This window comes from Micromonospora sp. S4605, from assembly GCF_003176715.1.
In the GTDB taxonomy this organism is placed as follows: domain Bacteria; phylum Actinomycetota; class Actinomycetes; order Mycobacteriales; family Micromonosporaceae; genus Micromonospora; species Micromonospora echinaurantiaca.
Genome location: NZ_QGSW01000127.1, coordinates 19376 through 37741, shown reverse-complemented (window position 1 = coordinate 37741; position 18366 = coordinate 19376). Strand labels below are relative to the sequence as shown.

Annotated in this window: 15 protein-coding genes and 1 pseudogene; 9 read left to right on the top strand and 7 right to left on the bottom strand. The window is 74.9% G+C overall.

What is annotated here, in order from left to right:
- From DLJ47_RS36725 to DLJ47_RS08445, 3 genes and pseudogenes are all read right to left on the bottom strand, one after another.
- Positions 1-215 (bottom strand): annotated as a pseudogene (locus DLJ47_RS36725) (acetyl-CoA carboxylase biotin carboxyl carrier protein); the annotation flags it as partial.
- Positions 212-2011 (bottom strand): acetyl-CoA carboxylase carboxyltransferase subunit alpha, encoded by a 1800-nt coding sequence (locus DLJ47_RS08450; protein WP_109899498.1) that lies wholly within the window; start codon positions 2009-2011, stop codon positions 212-214. The pseudogene DLJ47_RS36725 and the gene DLJ47_RS08450, both read right to left, overlap by 4 nt.
- On the bottom strand, positions 2008-2346 hold the full coding sequence (locus DLJ47_RS08445; RefSeq protein WP_109899497.1) for a TcmI family type II polyketide cyclase: 339 nt from the start codon (positions 2344-2346) through the stop codon (positions 2008-2010). The genes DLJ47_RS08450 and DLJ47_RS08445 overlap by 4 nt, the downstream gene beginning before the upstream one ends.
- Positions 2347-2773: 427 nt before the next feature.
- Between DLJ47_RS08445 and DLJ47_RS08440 the strand changes: the two genes are divergently transcribed.
- The 5 genes from DLJ47_RS08440 to DLJ47_RS08415 all read left to right on the top strand — a co-directional run bounded on the left by DLJ47_RS08440 (position 2774) and on the right by DLJ47_RS08415 (position 8075).
- Positions 2774-3580, top strand: a complete 807-nt coding sequence (locus DLJ47_RS08440) for an AfsR/SARP family transcriptional regulator (protein ID WP_109899496.1) — start codon at positions 2774-2776, stop codon at positions 3578-3580.
- A gap of 123 nt (positions 3581-3703) precedes the next feature.
- Positions 3704-4051 carry a TcmI family type II polyketide cyclase gene (locus tag DLJ47_RS08435; protein WP_109899495.1) on the top strand — a complete coding sequence of 116 codons (348 nt, stop codon included), beginning with the start codon at positions 3704-3706 and terminating at the stop codon, positions 4049-4051.
- 14 nt (positions 4052-4065) lie between these two features.
- A complete protein-coding gene (locus DLJ47_RS08430; protein ID WP_109899503.1) occupies positions 4066-5415 on the top strand; it encodes an FAD-dependent oxidoreductase in 1350 nt (449 codons plus the stop codon).
- A 236-nt stretch (positions 5416-5651) separates the two neighbouring features.
- Positions 5652-6659 carry a hypothetical protein gene (locus DLJ47_RS36225; RefSeq protein ID WP_199235754.1) on the top strand — a complete coding sequence of 336 codons (1008 nt, stop codon included), beginning with the start codon at positions 5652-5654 and terminating at the stop codon, positions 6657-6659.
- Between the two features lie 210 nt (positions 6660-6869).
- Positions 6870-8075 carry a low temperature requirement protein A gene (locus tag DLJ47_RS08415; RefSeq protein WP_233257726.1) on the top strand — a complete coding sequence of 402 codons (1206 nt, stop codon included), beginning with the start codon at positions 6870-6872 and terminating at the stop codon, positions 8073-8075.
- 31 nt (positions 8076-8106) lie between these two features.
- On the opposite strand, the gene DLJ47_RS08410 is transcribed toward DLJ47_RS08415, so the two are convergent.
- Positions 8107-8934: a hypothetical protein gene (locus tag DLJ47_RS08410; RefSeq protein ID WP_109899494.1), complete on the bottom strand. Its 828-nt coding sequence runs from the start codon at positions 8932-8934 to the stop codon at positions 8107-8109.
- 243 nt (positions 8935-9177) lie between these two features.
- Here DLJ47_RS08410 and DLJ47_RS08405 point away from each other — a divergent pair, with 243 nt between their 5' ends.
- The 3 genes from DLJ47_RS08405 (at position 9178) to DLJ47_RS08395 (ending at position 11236) form a co-directional block, all read left to right on the top strand.
- Positions 9178-9384: a hypothetical protein gene (locus tag DLJ47_RS08405; protein ID WP_109899493.1), complete on the top strand. Its 207-nt coding sequence runs from the start codon at positions 9178-9180 to the stop codon at positions 9382-9384.
- 132 nt (positions 9385-9516) lie between these two features.
- Entirely contained in the window at positions 9517-10164 is a 648-nt protein-coding gene (locus DLJ47_RS08400) for a class I SAM-dependent methyltransferase (RefSeq protein WP_199235753.1), read from the top strand.
- A gap of 112 nt (positions 10165-10276) precedes the next feature.
- Entirely contained in the window at positions 10277-11236 is a 960-nt protein-coding gene (locus DLJ47_RS08395) for a TIGR03557 family F420-dependent LLM class oxidoreductase (RefSeq protein WP_109899491.1), read from the top strand.
- A gap of 79 nt (positions 11237-11315) precedes the next feature.
- Here DLJ47_RS08395 and DLJ47_RS08390 read toward each other — a convergent pair whose 3' ends face one another.
- From DLJ47_RS08390 to DLJ47_RS08380, 3 genes are all read right to left on the bottom strand, one after another.
- Positions 11316-12953: a right-handed parallel beta-helix repeat-containing protein gene (locus DLJ47_RS08390; RefSeq protein WP_109899490.1), complete on the bottom strand. Its 1638-nt coding sequence runs from the start codon at positions 12951-12953 to the stop codon at positions 11316-11318.
- A 190-nt stretch (positions 12954-13143) separates the two neighbouring features.
- Positions 13144-15240 (bottom strand): amino acid transporter, encoded by a 2097-nt coding sequence (locus DLJ47_RS08385; protein WP_233257725.1) that lies wholly within the window; start codon positions 15238-15240, stop codon positions 13144-13146.
- Between the two features lie 174 nt (positions 15241-15414).
- Positions 15415-15807, bottom strand: coding sequence for a hypothetical protein (locus DLJ47_RS08380; protein ID WP_109899489.1), 393 nt, complete (start codon positions 15805-15807; stop codon positions 15415-15417).
- A gap of 361 nt (positions 15808-16168) precedes the next feature.
- Here DLJ47_RS08380 and ligA point away from each other — a divergent pair, with 361 nt between their 5' ends.
- Complete coding sequence (gene ligA / locus DLJ47_RS08375; protein WP_109899500.1) at positions 16169-18304, top strand: NAD-dependent DNA ligase LigA; 2136 nt, start codon at positions 16169-16171, stop codon at positions 18302-18304.
- The last annotated feature ends 62 nt before the right edge of the window (positions 18305-18366 follow it).

Below are 18366 nucleotides of genomic sequence, written 5' to 3'. Positions count from 1 at the left end.
GGGCCGTGCCACTCCACCTCCAGCACGGTCTGCCCGCTGCCCAGCCGGACCCGCCGCACCGGCCCGGCCAGCTCGGCGACGAGCTGCCGGGCGTGCCGGCGCAGCCCGGCCAGCACCGCGTCCGCGTGGTCCGGACGCACGTCGTCCGCCGGCGGGCCGGAGCGGGGCGGCGGGGTGGCCGCGTCCGGGGACCGGCCGGTGCGCGCGGCGGTCACCGGGCACCCGCCCGCACACCGGCCGCGCCGAAGCGCCGGAACCGCTGCCGCCGCCGGCGCACCAGCGTCGCCGGGGTCACCTCCAACAGCGGGGGGAGGTTGGCCAGCAGGGCCGCCCGCAACAGCCGGCCGGCCCCCTCCGGATCGTCCTGCGCCGCGGGGTCCGGCTCCGGCACCACCTCGTCGACCACTCCGAGCCGGCACAGGTCGGGCGCGGTGAGCCGCAACGCGCGGGCCGCCTGCGGGGCCGCCCCGCGGTCGGGCCAGAGGATCGCCGCGCAGCCCTCGGGGCTGATCACCGAGTAGACCGCGTGCCGGAGCATCAGCACCCGGTCGGCGACGGCCAGGGCCAGCGCCCCGCCGCTGCCGCCCTCCCCGGTGATCACCGCGACGACCGGGGTGGGCAGCATGGTCAGCGCCAGGATGTTCTCCGCGATGGCGGCCGCCTGGCCCTGCTGCTCGGCGGCCACGCCGGGATCCGCGCCGGGGGTGTCCACCAGGGTCACCACGGGCAGGCCGAGCCGCGCGGCGAGCCGCATCAGCCGCAGCGCCTTGCGGTGCCCGGCCGGGCTGGCCATGCCGAAGTTCCGGGCGACCAGCTCGGCGGTGGTGTGCCCCTTCTGGTGACCGATCACCATCACCGGGTGGCCGGCCAGCCGGGCCAGCCCGCCGACCACCGCCGGGCAGTCCCCGCCGAGCCGGTCGCCGTGCAGCTCGACGAAGTCGTCGAACGCCGACTCGAGGTAGTCCAGGGTGGTCGGTCGGCCCGGGTGCCGGGCGGCGCGGACGGTCGCCCAGGCGTCGCTCACCGCGTTGTCCGCCGGCCGGCCGGCGTCGGCGGTCGTCGGTCCACTCGGTACCGCCGCCGACGCGCGGGCCGCCGGCGGGGCCGCGGTGGTCGGCCCCGGCGGGGGTACGGCCGGAACGTCGATCTCCGACCGTGCCGCACCGGCCACCTGCTCGACCCGCCGGCGGGCCGGTTCGGGTCGGCGGGCGGCCCGGGCCGCGGCGAGCAGCGCGGTCAGCCGGCTCCGCAGGGCGCGCCGGGGCACCACCATGTCCACCTGCCCGTGGCGCAGCAGGAAGTCGGCGGTCTGGAAGCCGTCGGGCAGTGCCCGGCCGGTGACCTGGCGGATCACCCGGGGGCCGGCGAAGCCCATCCGGGCGCCGCTCTCGGCGATCACCACGTCGGTGTTGGTCGCGAAGGACGCCGCCACTCCCCCGTACGTCGGGTCGGTGAGCACGCTGACCGTGAGCAGGCCCGCCTCGCGCAGCGCGGCGACGGCCTGGCTGACCGTGGCCATCTGCATCAGCGACAGGGCACCCTCCTGCATCCGCGCCCCGCCGGAGGCGGTGACCAGGACCAGCGGGACCCGGTCGGCCAGCGCCCGCTCGGCGGCGCGGGTGATCAGCTCACCGACCGCGCTGCCGAGGCTGCCGCCGAGGAAGCGGAAGTCCATCACGGCGAGCGCGCAGGGGTGCCGGCCGATGGTGGCGGTGCCGCAGAGCACCGCCTCGGCCAGCCCGGTGCCGGCGCGGGCGGCGGTGAGCCGGTGCGGGTACGGCAGCACGTCGACGAAGCCGATCGGGTCCACCTCGGCCGGGCGGTCGGGCAGCGTGGTGAACGAGCCGGAATCGACCAGCTGGCGCAGCCGGTCGGGCGCGCCGAGCCGGGCGTGCGTGCCGCACTCGGGGCACACGTCGAGGTTGCGGTGCAGCCGCTTGCGGTACAGCAGCGTGGCGCAGCCGGCGCAGCGGGACCAGAGCTGCCCCTCCCGGGGCGCGGTGGCGGTCACGACGGCCGTCCGGCGGGCGCGAGGTCGAAGCGGTAGAAGCAGCGGGCCATGGCGTCCCGCGGTGAGCGCCAGTCCGGCAGGTACGGCGAGATGTACGGCCGCAGCCGCGCGCTGACCCGCTCGAACTCCGGGTGTCCGCGGGCCGTCTCCACCGCCCCGTCGCCCGGCAGTTCGGTCTCCAGCAGGTGCACGTAGAGGTCGTGCAGCCGGTACAGCGACCGGTGCCGGACCCCGACCAGGCGTGGCAGCTCGGTCGCGTCGGACTCGGCGAAGATCTCGGCGACCCGCGCCTCGGCGGTCGGTACCACCTTCGCGACGATGAGCGAACGGTCCATGGATGGGCCTCCCCCCCACGGCGTCCGGTGCCGGCGACACCGGGCGGACGCGCCGGACGACTGCCGACACGATGCGCCCGCTGGCGTCACGCGGCCGTCACCGGGCATCGCCGCCGGGCCACGCGGCTTGGTGACGGTGCGTTGACGCAAGCTGTGTATCCGCTGTCCGTCCACTGACCGACGCACCGTCCTGCGGAGACATATGCGCAGTTCAGAGCGGTTCTCATGGTCGCCGGTGGAGCGTCTAATCGCCGACCAACGTGTTGACTCAGCGTAATCGCTATTGATAATCTTCGTCGCGGTCACCCCGGCGGGCGCCGCACGCGCCGCCGGTGCCGCGGCACAGCGAGCTCGACAGTGGCGTCACGGGCGGCCGCGCCGGGGACACAGCAGACAGTCGGGACGAGCGTTCCGCAGGGGGTGCCGCGTGGCCGCTTATCCATCCGTGCCGACCGCCGGGGGACGTCCCGACGCCGGCATCTCGCTGCACCTGCTCGGCGGTTTCCAACTGCTGCACGCCGACGCGCCGGTGGTGGTGCCGCGCGGCCTGCAACGGGTCATCGCGCTGATCGGGCTGCGCCCCGGAGTCACCCGCAGCAACCTGGCCGGGCTGCTCTGGCCGGACGCGCCGGAGGAGCGGGCGCTGTCCTCGCTGCGGACGGCGCTGTGGCGGCTGCGCCAGGACCCCTGCTGTCCACTGGACACCAGCGGCGACACGCTGCGGCTCGACCCGCTGGTGCGGGTCGACGTGGACGACCTGATCGGCACGGCCGCCCGGGTACGCGACGGCGATGACCCCGGCACCGCCGCCGGGGCGCTCTGCGCCGGCCGGCACGACCTGCTCCCCGGCTGGTACGACGACTGGGTGCTGCTGGAGCGGGAGCGGCTGCGCCAGCTGCGGCTGCACATGCTGGAACAGGTGGCGTGCCAGCACCTGGCGGCCGGCCGGCACGGCGAGGCGCTGGAGGCCGCCCTGGAGGCGATGGCCGCCGAGCCACTGCGGGAGACCCCGCACCGGCTGGTGGTCCGCATCCACCTCGCCGAGGGCAACGCCTTCGAGGCGGTGCACGCCTACTACGTCTACCGGGACCTGCTGCGCCGGGAGCTGCACCTGGAGCCGTCGGCGGCGATGAGCGCCCTGCTCGCCGACACCCTCGCGCCGATCCGGCAGGCCAGCGGCGACGGTCGGCCACGCCCCCGCCGCGACCCGGCCACCCGCGGCGCGAGCCGCTGAACCCGCCCGTCATCGCCGCCGCGACGCGGGTGACGGCCGGGTGACAGGGCGGCGGGCAGGGTGGGTGGCACAGGTGTCCGTGGCCGCTCCCCCGCCGGGAGCGCCGCCGGGGAGAGGGGTCCCATGAGCCGTCTACTGATCGTCAGCAGGATCATCCCGGGCGCGGAGGGACGGGTGGCGCAGATCTTCGCCGAGTCCGACGCGACCGAACTGCCCACCCTGACCGGTGTCCGGCACCGGTCCCTGTACTGCCTGCACGACCTGTGCGTACACCTGATGGAGACCGCGGAGGTCGACCCGGACGCGCTGGTCGAGGCGCGCAACCATCCGCTCTACCGCCAGGTCAACGAGCGGCTCTCGGCGCACACCTCGCCGTACCTGCCGACCTGGCGCTCGCCGCGGGACGCCATCGCCGGCTGCTTCTACCGGTGGGACGCGGCGCCGGCGCCCGCGCCGCGACCGGCCGGGTGAGCGGGTCGATCACGATGGCCGCCAGCACACCGCACGTCCTGGTCATCGGCGCCGGCATCGGCGGGCTCTGCCTGGCGCACGGGCTGCGTCGCGCCGGGATCAGCGTCGCCGTCTACGAGCGGTACCGCACCCGCGGTGAGGGGCTGCTCGGCTACCGGGTCGGCATCGGCCCGACCGGCAGCCGCGCGCTGCGCGAGTGCCTGCCGCCGGAGCTGTTCGACACCTACCTCGCCACCTGCGCCCGGTCGCCGCGGTACTTCAACGTGATCAGCCAGCGGATGCGCCAGACCGCGTCGTTCGAACTGCGGCCGGACACCGACCCGGTCGACACCGAACGCTCGGTGGCCCGGATGACGCTGCGCCAGGTCCTGCTCACCGGCCTGGCGGACGTGGTGCAGTTCGACAAGACCTTCACCCGCTACGAGCAGCGCGACGACGGCACCGTCACCGCCCACTTCGCCGACGGCAGCACCGCCACCGGAGACCTGCTGGTCGCCGCCGACGGCACCCACTCGGCGGTCCGCCGCCAGTACCTGCCGCACGCGGTCACCCGGGACGCCGGCACGATCAACATCGCCACCCGGATCCCGCTCACCCCGCACACCCGCGGCCTGCTGCCGGAGCGGATCCGGCGGGGCATCTCGCTGATCTTCGGCGCCGGCGGGATGATGGGCGTGCTGCACGTGATGGAGTTCAAGTGGGACCGCGACGGCGCGGTGAAGCCGGAGGTCAGCGCGGCCGACGCGGCCCTGCTCGCCCGCTGGCCGGGGCTGGCGCACGACAACACCCGGGACAACATCAACCTGGTCATCTGGAGCACCGCCCGCCGGTTCCCCGCCGACGTGATGCGCCGCCGCGGCGAGGAGCTGATCCGGCTCGCCCTGGAACTCACCCGCGGCTGGCACCCGAACCTGCGCGAGCTGCTGGCCTGCGGCGACCCGGACAGCGCCCTGCCGATCAGGGTGAGCACCTCGGAGCCGGTGCCGCCGTGGAAGAGCAGCACCGTGACGCTGCTCGGCGACGCCATCCACACCATGACCCCGGGTCGCGGGGTGGGTGCGAACACCGCGCTGCGCGACGCCGCCCTGCTCTGCCGGCAACTCCGGTTGGCCGCCGCCGGCGACAAGACGCTGGTGCAGGCGGTCGCCGACTACGAGACGGCGATGGTGCCGTACGGGTTCGCCCGGGTCGCCGACTCGCTGAACCGCAGCGGCACCAACGGCGACGACCGGATGTACCACCCGCTGTTCGGCCGGCTCGCGCTGCTCGGCGCCCGTGGCTACTTCACCGTCACCAGCCGGGTGCCCCGGCTGCGCCGCAAGTTCGTCGACGACTTCTACACCTACCGGGGCGAGGAGGACTGAGGACCGTCCCGTCACGACCCCGGCGCCCGGCGGCGCCGGGGTCGTCCCGCTGTCCGCCCGGTGTGGCGGCGGCCGGCCTGCCCGACACCGTCCGTCGCCCGTCGGGCACCGCCGGTACGGCCCGTCCCGCCGGCACGGACGGATGCCGAGCCTCCCTGTCCCCCGGATCGCGCGTGTGCGAAGCTGCGGCGAGTTTTTCTCGCGAGATTCCGACGTGAACGAGAGGGAGGTTTGCCGTGGCGTGGTCTTTCGGGCACTGGCTGATACTGATCGTGGCTCTGCTGGTGGGCCTGGCCGCCGGCTGGGTGCTGCGCGGCCGGCGCGACGCAGCGACCGCCGGCTCGCCCAGCATGGACGGTGGCGCCGCCGGCGGCATGACGGCCGTGGTGGCCGAGCCGGCGCCCGCCGCCACCACCGACACCGTACGGCCCGAGGCGACCGTCGACCCGGCTCCGGCCGCGGTCGCCGAGCAGCCCGCGCCGGTCGACACCGTGCCGGCCCAGTCCGGGCCGGCCAGCCCCGCGGCCAACACCGTGGACCCGGCCGACATGGCGCTCACCGACGGCCCCGTGGCCACGCCCGACCCGGCGACCGACCGGGGCCGGGGCGCCGACGAGCCGGCCGAGGCCGACGCCGCCCTGGTGGCCGAGCTGGCCGCCCGCGACGGCGAGGACGGGCCCGGGGACGAGGTGCCGGTCAGCGTGCCCGACACCGACCGCACCGACGACGAGCCGGCCGTGGTCGCGCAGCGCCCGGCGCCGGCCGCCGAGCGGGCCGAGGACGTCGCGGCGGCCGAGCCGACCACGGCCGAGCCCGTCGACGCCGACACCGCCAAGCCGGTCGAGGCCGAGACCGCCGCCGAGCCCGTCGAGGCCGACGCCGCCGCCGGGTCGGGTGAGCCGGTGGCCGACGAGCCGTCGGCGCGGCCGGCCGTCGCCACGCCGCCGGTGCGGCCGGTACCCGCGCCGGCGCCGGCCGCGGAGGCCGCCGGGGACGCCGAGCCGGCCGACGACTTCCGCCGGATCCAGGGGGTCGGGCCGAAGATGGCGGCCGCGTTGCAGGCCGCCGGCGTCCGGACCTACCGGCAGCTGGCCGAGCTGGACGAGGCGGGCCTGCGGGACCTCATCCGGGCCGCCGGGCTGCGTGCCGCGCCCGGCCTCGCCACCTGGCCGCAGCAGGCCAAGGTGCTGGCCGGCACGCCGGAGGCGGCCGCCGTCCTGCCCGCCGGCGGGGACGACGCCTGACCGGTCGCGGCCCGGCGGTGGACGAACCGACCGCCGGGCCGCGACCGCGGGAACCACCGGCCGCCGCGTCAGCCGGCGGGATCCCGCGGGGATCCAGCCGCGGCGACCCGTGCTGAAAAGCCGCATACCGGACGCGAGGACGGCCGGAGATCGCTACCGTCGGAACAGGGCCGGACGGCCCGCCGAGCCGATCCCCGCCAGGAGCAGCCCGTGCAGGACCCGATGCCGGAGCCTGCCCCGAGCCGGGACCGCCCCCCGATGCGCGACCCGGAGGCGCCCCGGCGGGTGACCCTGCTGGAGCTCTTCTTCGACCTCGTCTATGTGGTCGCCCTCGCTCTCATCTCCCGGGGCCTGATCGAGCAACTGGACTGGCACCGGGCCGGGCAGGCGCTGATCATGCTGGCAGCGATGTGGTGGACGTGGGCGATCACCACCCTGGTCACCGACCTCTACGATCCGGAACGCCGGGAGATCAAGCTGCTGGTGGCCGCGGTGATGTTCGGCGCGCTGCTGATGACCACGGCCATCCCGGAGGCGTTCGGCGCCCGGGGGCTGGTCTTCGCCGGCACGTACGTGGCGATCCACCTCGGCCGCGGGCTGTTCCTCATGCCGACCGTCCGCGGGCACCGGCAGACCCAGCGCCGGGCCGCCCGCATCTTCCTCTGGTTCGCCGTCTCGGCGGTGCCGTGGATCGCCGGCGCGTTCGTCTCCGGAGACGGCCGGATGGCCCTCTGGGCGCTGGCGCTGGCCATCGACTACACCGGCTTCCGGTTGGCCTACCCGGTGCCCGGCCTGGGCGTGGTGCCCGACAGCCAGCGCAACGTCACCGCCGAGCACCTCTCCGAGCGGTACCAGCAGTTCTTCATCATCGCCCTCGGCGACGCCATCCTGACCATCGGCACCATGTTCAGCCTGGAGCACTCCGAGGCGGAGAACATCGCCGCGTTCGCGATCGCGTTCACCACCACCCTGCTGCTCTGGCGGGTCTACGTGCACAAGTCCGGGGAACTGCTGCCGCTGGCCATCGCGTCCGCCCGGGACCCGAGCAAGTTCCTCAACACCGCCCCGTACACGCACCTGCTGATGGTGGCCGGGGTGGTCACCACCGCCGCCGGGTTCGACCTGGTGCTGCACAAGCCGGAGGGCAGTACGCCGCCGGCCTGGGTGGCGGTCATCCTCGGCGGCCCGACGCTGTTCCTGCTCGGCCGCGCGGCGTTCGAGTACGAGGTGTTCAGCCGGGTCTCGCTGTCCCGTCCCGGCGGGCTGCTCGCCCTGCTCACCGCCGCGCCGGCCGCGCTGTTCCTGCCGCCGGTCTTCGCCGCGCTCGCGGCGATGCTGGTGCTGTTCGGGGTGGCGCTGGCCGATCGCCGGCGCAGCCGGGGCAAGCCGCCGGAGGCGCCGTCCCCGCCGCACTGACCCGGTCACGGCTGCGGCATCCGGCGACCGGTCACACCAGCGCCTCGGCGTAGGCCCGGACCCGCAGCCGCTGCCCGGCGGCGGGGCCGAGGCGCACCTGGAGCCCGAGCGGCGCGGCCGCCCGGCGCACCTGGTCGAGGTGGAGCGACCCGTGCCGGTCGACGGTGAGCACCGGCGGCTCCTCCGGATCGCCCGTGGGCGCGTGGAACGACAGCAGGGTCACCGACGCCGGCAGGTGGTCCGGGTACGCGGCCCGGGCCGCCGCCTCGTCCCGGTGCGCGAGGACGACCAAATCGTCGAGGTGGGCGAAGTCCGCCACGATGCCGTCGGCCCGCCAGTGCGCCGGCTCCTCGTCCGCCCCGGTCAGGTGCCGGGACCGGTTCGCCGAGGTGATGTAGAGATGCTCCACCCCGGCCTCGGCGAGCGCCCGGGCGACGAAGGCGTTCGACGGGCAGGCGAGCCCGGGCGCGATCACCTGGGTGGTGCGTACCCCCTGGTCGTGCTGGGTCAGGTGGGCGGGCAGCCCGGCGGCGGCCGGCCCCCGGAAGCCGAACGGGCCGGCGCCGTAGAGCGCGTCCATCAGCTGGCGGACCCGCCGCTGCGGCAGCCGGTGCGGCACCAGCGACCAGTCGAACAGGTCGGCGATCCGGCCGGGCGTGGCGGTGATGCTGCCGACCTGGCCGGCCGGCCGACCCTTGGCGAGGTTGACCCGGCGCACGGTGCCGGCGTCCGGCCGGGTGACCACGGCGTAGAAGTTCCCGAACGCGACCGCGACGACCGCGCCGCCGGCCAGCGCGCGGGCGGCCACGGCCACGTCCTCGGGACGGTCGACGAACAGATGCGGTCTCCAGACGCCCATGGATCCTCCTCGGCGGGCCGTGACGCAGTTGTACGTCCGTCCCGGCGCCCGGCACGGTGGTGGGTCGTCGATCCGATAGTCGACCCGCCGCAGCCGGTGCGGGCGGGCGATCCGCCGCCGTACCACCGGCCGGCCACGCTCGACGGACGGGTGGTCCGGCCGGCCGATCGGTGCCTCCGTTAGCCGATCGGCGCGATTGGGTACAACGCCTGCACCTCGAACCCACCACCCCTGGAGGCAGTCATGCGCGGCACCTCGATACTCGGAGTCCTGGTCGTCATCTGGCTGATCATCGGCGCGATCGCCGCCGGCCAGCGCGGTTACTACGGCGACGACGACACCAACTGCGCGGAGGCCGGCACGATCCTGGTGACCATCGTGGCCGGGCCGCTGAACTACATCGGCGCCAACCCGAAGGTCGACTGCGAGCTGCCCGAGCCGTCCAAGTAGGACGGTCCATTCCGGCCCGCGCCCCGGCGGCGCGGGCCGTCGCGTGCCGGGCCCGGCCGGTGACCGCCCTGAAGGTCAGGAAGAGGGCCGGCGGGGCAGCCGGACCGGGGCGGGCGGTCCAGACTGGTCACCGTGACCGAGACGACCGACACCCGATGCAGCTACGACCGAGTGGCCGGCCGGTACGCGGCGGAGATCGGCGACGAGCTGGCCGGCAAGCCGCTGGACCGGGCGCTGCTCGCCGCGCTGGCCGAGTTCGGCGCCGGCGGGCCGGTGCTGGACGTGGGCTGCGGGCCCGGCCAGGCCGCGGCCGAGCTGGCCGGGCGGGGCGCGCGCCCGGTGGGCGTCGACCTGTCGCCGGCGATGTGCGCGCTCGCCCACCGCGCCACCGCGCTGCCCTGCTGCGCGGCGGACATGACAGCGCTGCCGGTCCGCTCCGCCGCGGTGACCGCGATCGTCTGCCTGTACGCGGTGATCCACCTCGACCCGCCCCGGCGGGCCGCCGCCTACGTCGAGTTCGCCCGGGTGCTGCGCCCCGGCGGCAGCGCCCTGATCGCCTTCCACACCCGCGACGAGCAGACCTCGCCCGGGCAGGCCCGGACGCTCACCGACTGGTGGGGGCACCCGGTGGCGCTGACCTTCCGGTTCCTCGACCCGGCGGCCGAGGTGGCCGCCCTCGCCCGGGCCGGGCTCGCCCTCACCGCGCGGCTGGACCGCCGCCCGGACCCGGAGCGGGAGCACGCCAGCGAGCGTTGCTACCTGCTGGTGCGGCGAGCCTGAGCGGCCGGCGGCCGCGCCGGGGGCCGCTCAGGGCCCGTTCAGCGGTGACGTTTGCCGCGGGTCGCGGCGGGAACGGCCCTGGCTCCACCGCCGCACGGACGGGAGCAGGGGCATGCAGATCGGCTACAAGCTCGCCGCGGAGGGCTACGGACCGCAGGAGATGATCCGGCAGGCGGTCCGCGCCGAGCAGGTCGGCTTCGACTTCGTCGAGATGAGCGACCACTTCCACCCGTGGCTGGAAGCCCAGGGCCACTCGTCGTTCGCCTGGAGCGTGCTGGGCGCCATCGCCGCCCGGACCACCACCCTGCGGCTGGCCACCGGCGTCACCTGCCCCACCGTCCGCTACCACCCGGCGATCATCGCCCAGGCCGCCGCCACCCTCGCCCTGATCTCCGACGGGCGGTTCACCCTCGGCGTGGGCGCCGGGGAACGGCTCAACGAGCACGTGGTCGGGCAGGGCTTCCCGAGCGTTCGCGGGCGGCACGAGCGGCTCCGCGAGGCGCTGGAGATCATCCGGCTGCTCTGGCAGGGCGGCTACCAGTCGTACGAGGGTAGGCACCTGCACCTGGAGGACGCCCGGGTCTTCGACCTGCCCGACACCCCGCCGGTGATCGCGGTGGCGGCCAGCGGGCCGGACTCCGCCGCGATGGCCGCCGAGCTGGGTGACGGGCTGTTCGCCACCGAGCCGAAGGGGTCGATCGTCGAGCACTACCGCTCCGCCGGCGGGCAGGGCCCCCGGTACGCCGAGGTGCCGCTGGCCTGGGCCACCGACGAGGGGCAGGCGGTGCAGGCGGTGCTGCAGACCAGCCGCTGGATGGTCACCGGCTGGAAGGTGATGAGCGAGCTGCCCAACCCGGTGAACTTCGACGCGGCCAGCTCGTACGTGGAGGAGCGGCACGTCCGCGAGCTGTTCGCCGTCGGCCCCGACCCGGAGGTGCACGTCCAGGCGGTGCGGCCGTACCTCGAGGCCGGCTTCGACCACATCGTGCTGCAGAACGCCGGCCCGGACCCGGACGGCTTCCTCGACTTCTTCGCCGCCGAGCTGGCCGGCCGGCTGCGCGCGCTCGGCTGATCCGGACGGCGGGCGGCCCGCCGGGGCGATCCGACGATCGTCCCGGCGGGCCGTGGCTGGGCAGAGCCGATGGCGCCGGTCAGCGGAAGCAGTGGGTCACCGGCACCCGGGAGCCCGCGCAGTTGGTGGGCCGGTTCTCGATGACGTCGGTCTCGTCGTCGACCGTCACCCGGGCCTTGTCGGCGTGGATGCCACCCGGGCCGCTGGTCCCCCCGTTGCGGATCACCTCGCTGCGGTGGAGCGTGAGCTGCCCGAGGGAGGCGAAAATGCCGCCGCCCGTCGACCGGGCGCCGACGGCGCCGTTGCGGCTCACCTCGCTCTGCCGCACCAGCAGGTTGGACTTCTCGGCGTAGAGGCCGCCGCCGTTACCGCGGGCGGTGTTGCCGGCCACCACGCTGTCGTCGAGCGGGACCAACCCCTGGAAGGTGGAGATGCCGCCGCCGTTGCCGGTGGCGGTGTTGTCCCGCACGGTGAGCCGGCGCAGGAAGAGCACCGCGTCCGAGTTGGCCAGGCCGCCGCCGGTCTGGGCGGTGTTGCCGAGGACCTTGGTGTCGGAGACCCGGGTCCGGGCGGAGAAGCTGGCCAGGCCGCCGCCGTGCGTCGCGGTGTTGTGCGCGAAGGTGCTGGTCTGCACCTCGGCCGCGCCGCGGTAGTTGGCCAGCCCGCCGCCGTACGCGACGGCGCTGTTGTCGCGGAACTCGGAGCGGTGCATGGTGAGCACGCCGCCGTTGAGGAACCCGCCGCCCTTGCCCGCCTTGCCGGCCGCGTTGTTCGACACGAAGGTGCTCTCGTCGACCAGCATGTTGCCGTCGTTGAAGATGGCGCCACCGCCGCCCTCCGCCGAGAGCGAGACGCTGTGCGTGATCGTGGTGCGCTCGACGACGGCCGAGGCACCGTGCACGACGTGGAGGGCGCCGCCCTCGGCGGCCGACCGGCCGTTGCGCAGGACGACGTCACGCAGGGTCAGCTCGCCGCCGTCGCGGACGGTGAAGAACCGGAACGCCTCGGCGTCGGTCTTGCGGACGATCGTCGCGCCCGCGCCCTCGACGGTGACCGGGTGGTAGATCACCGGCAGGCCGGACTTGTCGTCGGCCGGGTTGCGCGGCGGCGCCTCGGCGTCACCGGGGTTCTCCGCCGTGTCGGCGGCCTCCCGGGCGTCGCGGATCCCGCCGTCGTACTGGTCGGGCTGCGCGAACGCGTGGGTGAGCGGGTAGGTGCACTTCGGCGCGAGCCGGAGGGTGCCGCCGCCCTCGGCGTTGACCCGCACCAGCGCCGCGATGAGTTGGGCGGAGTCGCACGGCACCGCGATCGCGTCCCGGTGCCACCGGTTGCCGCCGCCGTCGCGACGCTCGCGCGGGTCGTCGCCGGTGCCGCGCGACTCCTGCGGGTCTCCTCCGGCGGCCCGCTCCCAGCCGCTGCGCAGGTCGTCCGGCCGCCCGTGCGTGCCCTGCGGGCCCGCCTCGTACCGGCGCTCGCCGCCGTCGGGCCGCTCGCCCGTCCGTCGCGGGTGGCCCGGGTCGGTCGGGTCGCCGGTGGGCACCAGCACGGGCCGGCCCTGGTCGGGTACGGAGAGCCCGTGGTCGGCGGCGCTCGCCGCGCCCCCACCCAGCCCCACCGCGGCGGCCACCAGGCTGCTCGCCACGACCCCGCCGGTTAAGAACCACCGGGATCGTCGCCTGGGTCGTGCCGGGCGCCAGCTCCCCTGGTAGGTGGACATCACGCTTCCCTGCCTCTCGTGCGGATGACACGGCCGCGCCGAGACGGGCGCGGCGTGGCTGGCTCGCCGCAGCCACTGAAAGTCACGATACGGTGGGTAACCGGACAAGTCCGTCGAACATGAATAAACGTGCCGTTCGCCTTCATCTACCCCAGCGGGGCACCGAATGGTTCCCTCCGGCGGCCGCGGATCATCCGCCGACGTGGATTCCCGGCCGGCGGGTCGGGTCGGGTTCGGAGCGGCGCAGGATCTCCCGGACCACCGGCGGGGTGTCGCCGCGACCGAGGATCAGGTAGCGCAGCAGGTGGGCGATCGGGCTGCCCTCCGACCACTCGAAGTGCGCGTGCGGCCGCACCCCGGTGGCGTCGCGGAGCGCGAGCAGGATCGCGGCGATGGCGTTCGGGGCGGCCGGGCTGCTGGCCCGCAGCACCCGGAACCCGCCGACCTCGACGCCGTGCACCCGCAGCACCTGGCTGAACTCGGACGGGTCGACCACGTCGATCTCCAGGAAGAGCACGTCGGCCGCGCCCGGCACCGGGTTCATCCCGCGCTGCGCCCGCTCCTTGACGGTGTACTCCTTGACCGCGCCGCTGTCGCGCTTGTTGGCGATCAGGTGCAGCCGGCCGTCGTGCGCCAGCGACTCCTGGATGTAGCGCCGGGCCGGCTCGTCGAACTCGATCCGCTCGGCGCGCAGTTCGGTGGTGCGGGTGACCCGGGAGACCAGCGAGACGGCGATGATGCCGAGGATGAACAGGGCCGAGATGGTGATTCCGTCCGGTTGCTCGATGACGTTCTCGACCAGCGCGTACAGCAGCACGAGGACGAGCACGGTGAAGCCGGTGGCGACGCCCCGCCGGTGCTGGCGGGCCGTCGCGATGGCCACCGCCACCGCGGCGGAGACCATCATCGCGAGGATCCCGGTGGCGTACGCCCCGGCCTGGGCGTTCACGTCGGCCCGGAAGATGATGGTGATGGCCACACAGACCAGCGTGTAGACGATGACCACCGGCCGCACCGCGCGGGCCCACTCGGGCGCCATCCCGTACGAGGGCAGGTAGCGGGGCACGATGTTGATCAGGCCGGCCATCGCCGAGGCGCCGGCGAACCAGAGGATCAGGATGCTGCTGACGTCGTACACCGTGCCGAAGCCCTCGCCGACGTGCTCGTGAGCGAGGAACGCCAGCGCCCGCCCGTTGGCCGCGCCGCCCGGCTCGAACTCCTCGGCGGGAATCAGCACCGTGGTGACGAACGTGGTGGTGACCAGGTACACCGACATGATCAGTGCGGCGGTGGTGAGCAACCGGCGGGTGTTGCGGATCCGGGCGGCCAGCCGGGCCTGCGGGTCCGGACCCCGCCCGGCCACCAGCGGCATCATGCTGACCCCGGTCTCGAAGCCGGACAGCCCCAGCACCAGCAGCGGAAAGGCGAGCACGGCGGTCAGCGTCACGTCGGCGGGCCCGCCGGTGGTGGTCAGCGCGGCGGTCCAGTCGGACAACTGGCCCGGGTCCGCCACGATCTCGGCGACCGTCACGCCGACGATCACCGCGTTGAGGGCGAGGAAGACGGCGACCAGCGGGATCGCCACCACCACTGCCTCGCGGAAGCCGAGCAGGAACACCCCGCCGAGGACCAGCAGCAGGAGCACGGTCACCGCCACCGCCGCCAGCGGACCACCGAAACCCGCCGGCAGGTACGGGTTCTCCAGCAGGTGCACGGTGGCGTCCGCCGAGGAGAGGGTGATCGTGATGATCCACGAGGTGGCCACGAAGCCGAGCAGGACGAGGACGAAGATCTTGCCCCGCCAGAACGGCAGCAGCCGCTCCAGCATCGCCACCGACCCCTGCCCGTGCGGGCTCTCCCGGGCCACCCGGCGGTACATCGGCAGCATCCCGAACAGGGTGAGCGCCACGATCAGCAGGGTCGCCAGCGGCGACAACGCCCCGGCGGCCACCGCCGCGATGCCCGGCAGGTAGGACAGCGTGGAGAAGTAGTCCACCCCGGTCAGGCACATCACCTGCCACCAGGCGTGCGACCGGGCCTGCCGCTCGGTGGTCTCCGGGCCGAGCGGCTGCACCTGGTGCTCGAACAACCACCGGCGCAGCCGGCCCTCCGGCTCCTGCCGGCGCACCAGGTTCTCCACCCGCTCCGGGAGGCTGACCCGGTGGCCGGCGCGGTCGCCGGGGCGGGTCGGGTCGCGGGCGGCACGCAGCTCCGGCCCGGGACCCCGGGACGCCGGCTGCGGGCGCCCACGCGGGCGTCGCGTCTTCCCCCGCTGCTCGTCAGCCATCCCCCGTCCCACCCTCGGCCGTCCTGCCCAAAAGGTAGGCGGTGCCCGGCGGCCGGCCGGGCGGAACGGACGAAGTCGGCCGGTCCCACCGCCTTCGCGGACCGGACGCAGCCCGCCCGGCTCCCCGCCTGAACGCGCCCGGACCGACGCCGGAGCGGGGTGGACCGAGGCCGCTCAGCGGGCCACCGGGCCGGACAGCACGCGGGCCAGGCCGTCCGGATCGGCGACCGTCACGGTCACCGCCGGGTGCCGCAGCCGGCCGCCGGGCAGCAGGGCGGGAACCGGTTCGGCGAACCGTACGCAGACGCCGGCGCGGGTGCTGCTGCCGAACGTGACGCCGGCGTCGGAGAGCGACAGGCGCGGGCCGATCGCCCGCCACCAGCGGTACGGACCGGCCACCTCCACCCCGGTGACGTTGCCCCGGCCGGTGCGCAGCCGCCACGGGCCGAACCGGACGATCAGTTCCGCGTCGTCGACCCGTACCCACGCCGTCGCGGGCCGGACGCCGACCAGCGCGAGACCCGGCCGGAACACCGGGTCGAACCGGAAGGCGAACCGATGGGTCACCGGGCCCCACCCCGGCGACGCCCGTCGCCCGGCCGGGCGGGGCGCGGCGGCTCGGGCGTCGGCGTAGCTCGCTCCAGGCCCAGCCCGCCGCGACGGCCAGCACGATCGCCGCCGCCCAGAGCAGCCACTCGGGCATCCGTACCCCCGTCACTCGCCGGTGTCGTCGGCCGGCGGTCGTAGGGCCCGCCGTGCGGCGATCCTCGCACGGCGCGGCCGGCCCCGCCGAAAGCCCGGGCCGGCGGCGGGTGGGCGGCGGATTGTCTCACCTTCCGGATACCGTGCGGGGGTAGCGTGATCAGGGAGGTCGCACGTGGTGTCCAAGGACAGCAAGGTGTCCACAGACGGCGACGGGTCCGGGGCGATGTCCGAGGATGCGGTCGCGCAGCAGGTGAGCCCGGCGCAGGAGGCCGCGGCGGGTGGCGAGCCGACCCCGCAGGCGCGGGAGCGGCACGCCACGCTCAGCCAGGAGCTGACCGAGCACCAGTACCGCTACTACGTGCTGGACGCGCCGACGATCTCCGACGCCGAGTTCGACCGGCAGTTGCGTGAGCTGGAGGCGCTGGAGGAGCGGTACCCGGCGCTGCGTACGCCCGACTCGCCGACGCAGCGGGTGGGCGGCACCTTCTCCACCGACTTCACCGCGGTCACCCACGCCGAGCGGATGATGTCGCTCGACAACGCGTTCGCCGACGAGGAACTGGCCGCCTGGGCCGAGCGGGTCGAGCGCGACGCCGGCGGCCCGGTGCCCTACCTGTGCGAGCTCAAGGTCGACGGGCTGGCCATCAACCTCACCTACGAGCGCGGCCGGCTGGTCCGGGCCGCCACCCGGGGCGACGGCCGCACCGGTGAGGACGTCACCGCCAACGTGCGCAGCATCCGGGACGTGCCGGGGCGGCTCACCCCGTCCGCCGAGTTCCCCGACATTCCGGAGCTCCTGGAGGTCCGGGGCGAGATCTACTTCCCGGTGGCCGCCTTCGCCGACCTCAACGCGGGGCTCGTCGAGCAGGGCAAGCCGCCGTTCGCCAACCCGCGCAACGCGGCGGCCGGCAGTCTCCGGCAGAAGGACCCGCGGATCACCGCGTCCCGCCCGTTGCGCCTGGTGGTGCACGGCATCGGCGCGCGCCGCGGCTTCCAGCCGACCGCCCAGTCCGAGTCGTACGCGGCGCTGAAGGCGTGGGGCCTGCCGACCAGCGACCGGTGGCGGGTGGTGCCCGACCTGGCCGGCGTGGCCGGGTACATCGCCCACTACGCCGAGCACCGGCACGACGTCGAGCACGAGATCGACGGCGTGGTGGTCAAGGTCGACCCGGTCTCCATCCAGGGCCGCCTCGGCTCGACCAGCCGCGCGCCCCGCTGGGCGATCGCCTTCAAATACCCGCCGGAGGAGGTCAACACCAAGCTGCTCGACATCGACGTCAACGTCGGGCGTACCGGCCGGGTCACCCCGTTCGCGGTGTTGGAACCGGTGCGCGTGGCCGGCTCGACGGTCGCGCTGGCCACCCTGCACAACGCCCGCGAGGTGGAACGCAAGGGCGTGCTGATCGGCGACACGGTGGTCATCCGCAAGGCCGGCGACGTCATTCCCGAGGTGCTCGGCCCGGTGGTCGACCTGCGGCCCGCCGACGCCCGGCCGTTCGTGATGCCCACCAACTGCCCGGCCTGTGGCACGCCGCTCGCTCCCGCCAAGGAGGGCGACGTCGACATCCGTTGCCCCAACACCCGCAGCTGCCCCGCGCAACTGCGCGAGCGGGTCTTCCACCTGGCCGGCCGCGGTGCGTTCGACATCGAGGTGCTCGGTTACAAGGGGGCCGCGGCGCTGCTCGACGCCGAGATCATCCAGGACGAGGGGGATCTCTTCCTGCTCGACGCCGACCAGTTGGCGCGGTCGCCGTTCTTCGTCAACAAGGACGGCAGCCTGGGCAGCAACGCGGTCAAGCTGCTGGACAACCTCGCGGTGGCCAAGGAACGCGACCTGTGGCGGGTGCTGGTGGCGCTCTCCATCCGGCACGTCGGCCCGACCGCCGCGCAGGCGCTGGCCCGGCACTTCCGCTCCATCGAGGCGATCGACAAGGCCAGCGAGGAGGAGCTCTCCTCGGTCGACGGGGTGGGCCCGACGATCGCCGCCAGCATCCGCGAGTGGTTCGCCGTCGACTGGCACCGCGAGGTGGTGCGCAAGTGGGCCGAGGCCGGGGTACGGATGGCCGAGGAGGCCGTGGACGAGGGGCCGCGCCCGCTGGAGGGGGTCACCGTGGTGGTGACGGGCACCCTGGCCGGCTTCTCCCGCGACCAGGCCGCCGAGGCGATCCAGTCCCGGGGCGGGAAGGTGAGCGGCTCGGTCTCCAAGAAGACCGGCTTCGTGGTGGTGGGCGACAACCCGGGTTCCAAGGCCGACAAGGCGGCCAGCCTCAAGGTGCCGATCCTCGACGAGGAGGGCTTCCAGGTGCTCCTCGACGCCGGGCCGGGCGCCGCCCGCGAGGTCGCCCGCGTCGAGGGTTGACCGCCACCCGCTCCGCCGCCTGGTTCGACGGGGCAGATGGGGATCTTGCGGGCACCTGGCCG